2 protein-coding genes are annotated in these 3,322 nt (G+C 65.5%); one reads left to right on the plus strand and one right to left on the minus strand.

From position 1 onward, the window contains the following. Window positions 1-776: 776 nt before the first annotated feature. Entirely contained in the window at window positions 777-977 is a 201-nt protein-coding gene (locus tag AC0693_RS38680; protein WP_478804619.1) for a hypothetical protein, read from the minus strand. Window positions 978-1,749: 772 nt separating this feature from the next. Between AC0693_RS38680 and AC0693_RS38685 the strand changes: the two genes are divergently transcribed. Continuing rightward, a partial coding sequence (locus AC0693_RS38685) for a condensation domain-containing protein (protein WP_478804620.1) occupies window positions 1,750-3,322 on the plus strand: 1,573 nt, incomplete at its 3' end.

Below are 3,322 nucleotides of genomic sequence, written 5' to 3' on the forward strand. Positions count from 1 at the left end.
GAGATCCGGGCCCTGTTCGAGGCGCCAACCGTAGCCGGGTTCGCGCAGCAGATCGGGAACACAAAGTCAACCAGGCCGACCCTGCGTCCGATGCGTGACCGGCGGAACCGATGATGACCGCCGACTGACGAGCCCTCGGGCCCGGCCAGTCAAGGGGTACCGAGGGCCGATCGGCCGCCGCATCCGACCCCGGTCGGGCGCGGCGGCCGTACGTGCTTCCGGACCCTTCAGGCCGTGACGAACCCCTGTTCAAGTGCCGCTAGGCCGCACTTGCACAGGAAGATTCCTGTCGGCGGGGCGCGCTCGTGGGGCGGGCTACGAGGTCCGGGAATGGTCCCGCATGATCGGCAGCCGCAGGCCCGGCCAGGCAGTGTCGATCGCCGCTCCGGGAAGAGCCGGTGCGGGCCCGATGAGGGCCGTGGCGGGAGAGCATCCGTCGGCCCTGGGCAGCCTTTCGGGTATCCATGGCCACGACGTCGGCGGTGTGGGCCCAGCAGCCAGGGCCGATCGGATGCCGGCGAGCACGTGTTGTGTGGGCCCATCGGTGCCCCCTTCAGCTGTCTTCGCCGCGGCCCAGAACGCTTCGTGAACGGCGGTGAAGCTTCCCTCGCGGCGGGCTTGGCCGACGGCTTCGGAGCCGGCCCTCGCGCCGAGTTTGGCCAGCAGCACTTCCAGGAAGTAGTCGGTCGCCTGAACTCCTCCCACCTGGGATGTTCCTACCGTGACCGGCTCTTTTGGATCACCCGGGACACAGCTGGAGGGAGAGGCTGTCCTATCTAATCTGGCTGCCAGGAACACCATCCAGGGTTCGAGAAGTCGTGAACGTGGCCGTCCAGGTACGCTTCCTGCCCGCAGGATGTTGTGATGCGATGGACCGCCTTGCCCGAGTAGGCCAGATGCAGGGCGAACACGAAGCGCTTCGTACTTTCACCGGCCAGATCCACCCATGTCTCGCCGAAGTCGGCCTCGGCGTCCATGCCCGGACGGTTGTGGCAAACCACGGACCCGGCCGTAGGCGCCGCGCCGACCGCCTCGGCGATTTCCCGGCGCCGGCGGGAGACGTAGTCCCACCCGGTCGTGTAGGCGACATCCGCCCCGCATTCCAGCCGCAGGCGCTGTCACGATCCGCTGAACGGTATGGCGCTGCTTCTGCGGCTCCTCAGATCCCCACGCAGCCACTCGTCGATCGTCTCCTTGAACGGCTCCAAGAGGGGCGACGACCGCCCTGGTGTCTTCTGCGGCCGGGGCACCGGCGATGCCAGAGCCGCCGGCACCAGCCGACGGTGATCATTGATCGTCGTGTGGGCCTGGGAGATAGTGGATCGCGTTGAGCCGCGGTGGATCGCCGATAAGCCTCCATCGGATGGTGCGGATGTTCAACGGGAACAGCCGTCACCGTCACCTATGACACCACCCCACTGGTTGGCTTCATGGAAGGGAATGCGTCGTGCCGAATCCGTTCGACGATCCGGGTTCCGACTGCCTGGGTCTGGTCGACGACGGGGGACGGCATTCCGTCTGGGTGCGAATCCAATGACCGCTCCTTAGGCAGCACCCCGGCCGACTCGGCCAATCGCGCCGACCTCCTGGTCTAGGCAGGCAAGCCGTGAATTTACTTACCGAGGGCGCGAGATACCGCATGCCCGTAGGCGGCAGGCTCTGCATCCAAATGCACTTGCACAGCAGCCTGAATATCAAAAGTCAGACTAGGCCGACGTTGCGGCCAGGACGTAACCAGGAGGGGTCCTGATGTTTCCGTTGTCCTTTGCGCAGCGTCGGTTGTGGTTCGTTGATCAGCTGGAGGGGCCGAGCGCCACGTACAACCTTCCCGTGGCCCTGCGTCTGTCGGGTCGGGTGAATACCGAAGCGTTGAACGCGGCGCTGAGGGACGTTATCGGGCGTCACGAAGTGCTGCGCACCGTGTACGGGCTCACGGACGGCGAGCCTGTTCAGCGCGTCCTTACTCTGGATGAGCTGGAGTGGGAGTTGTCGCTGGCTGAGGTGGGCTCGTCGGGTGACTTGGAGGGTGCGGCCGGCGACGCGGCGCGGTATGTGTTCGATCTCGCGGTGGAGGTGCCGATTCGGGCCTGTCTGGTTTCGGCTGGGCCGGAGGATCACGCGCTGATTCTGACTATTCATCATATTGCTGGTGATGGGTGGTCGATGGGGCCGTTGGGGCGTGATGTGTCGGTTGCTTATGCGGCGCGTTGTTCGGGCCGTGCTCCGGAGTGGGAGCCGCTTCCGGTGCAGTACGCGGATTATGCGTTGTGGCAGCGGGAGATGCTGGGTGAGGAGGATGATCCGGAGAGTGTGCTGGCGACTCAGCTGGCTTATTGGCGTGGGGTGTTGGCCGGGGCTCCGGAGGAGTTGGCGCTGCCCTTCGACCGGGCACGTCCGGTGCTGGCGAGTCACCGTGGTCACCGGTTGCCGCTGGTAATTCCGTCCGAGGTGCATGCGCGGGTGGTGGAGCTGGCGCGGGCTGAGGGTGTGACGGTGTTCATGGTGCTGCAGGCGGCGTTGGCGGTGCTGCTGTCGCGGCTGGGGGCGGGTACGGACATTCTGATCGGTTCGGCGCATGCGGGTCGTACGGATGAGGCGCTGGACGACCTGGTCGGTTTCTTTGTGAATTCGTTTGTACTGCGTACGGACCTGTCGGGTGACCCGACGTTCCGTGAGGTGCTGGGCCGGGTTCGGGAGACGGGTCTGTCGGCGTTCGATCATCAGGATGTGCCGTTCGAGCGTCTGGTTGAGGAGTTGGCGCCGGCCCGTGCGAGGGCGCGGCATCCCCTGTTTCAGGTGATGCTTTCGCTGAACAACACGGGGGAGGCGTCGTTGAGCTTGCCCGGCGTGGAGACGGCGGGCATGGCGAGCGGGCTGTCTGCGGCGAAGTTCGACCTTGAGATGGATATTCAGGAGGAGTTCGATGCGGCCGGGGCGCCGGCTGGGTTGCGCGGGTGGCTGATTGCGGCGGCGGATCTTTTCGATGTCGAGTCGGTCGAGCGGGTTGTGGTGCGGTGGGAGCGGGTGGTGCGGGCACTGGCCGCCGAACCGCAGCTGCGGCTGGGCCGGGTTGACGTGCTCGATGACGTGGAGCGTCATCGGGTGATCGAGCTGTGGAATGACACGGCTGTTGATGTGGCTTCGTTGACATTGCCGGAGTTGTTTGAGGCTCGGGTGGCGGAGACTCCTGATGCGGTTGCTGTGGTGTTTGAGGGTGTTGAGGTTTCGTATGGGGAGTTGGATGCGCGGGCGAATCGTCTGGCCCGGCATCTGATTGCGCTGGGTGTGGGTCCTGAGTGTGTGGTCGGGGTGTGTCTTGAGC

It is taken from the genome of Streptomyces sp. NPDC043876 (assembly GCF_056435825.1).

What these genes read in the sequence shown, in the direction of transcription:
- AC0693_RS38680 (WP_478804619.1), bottom strand. Translation starts at nt 977, where the DNA reads ATGGACGCCGAGGCCGACTTCGGCGAGACATGGGTGGATCTGGCCGGT.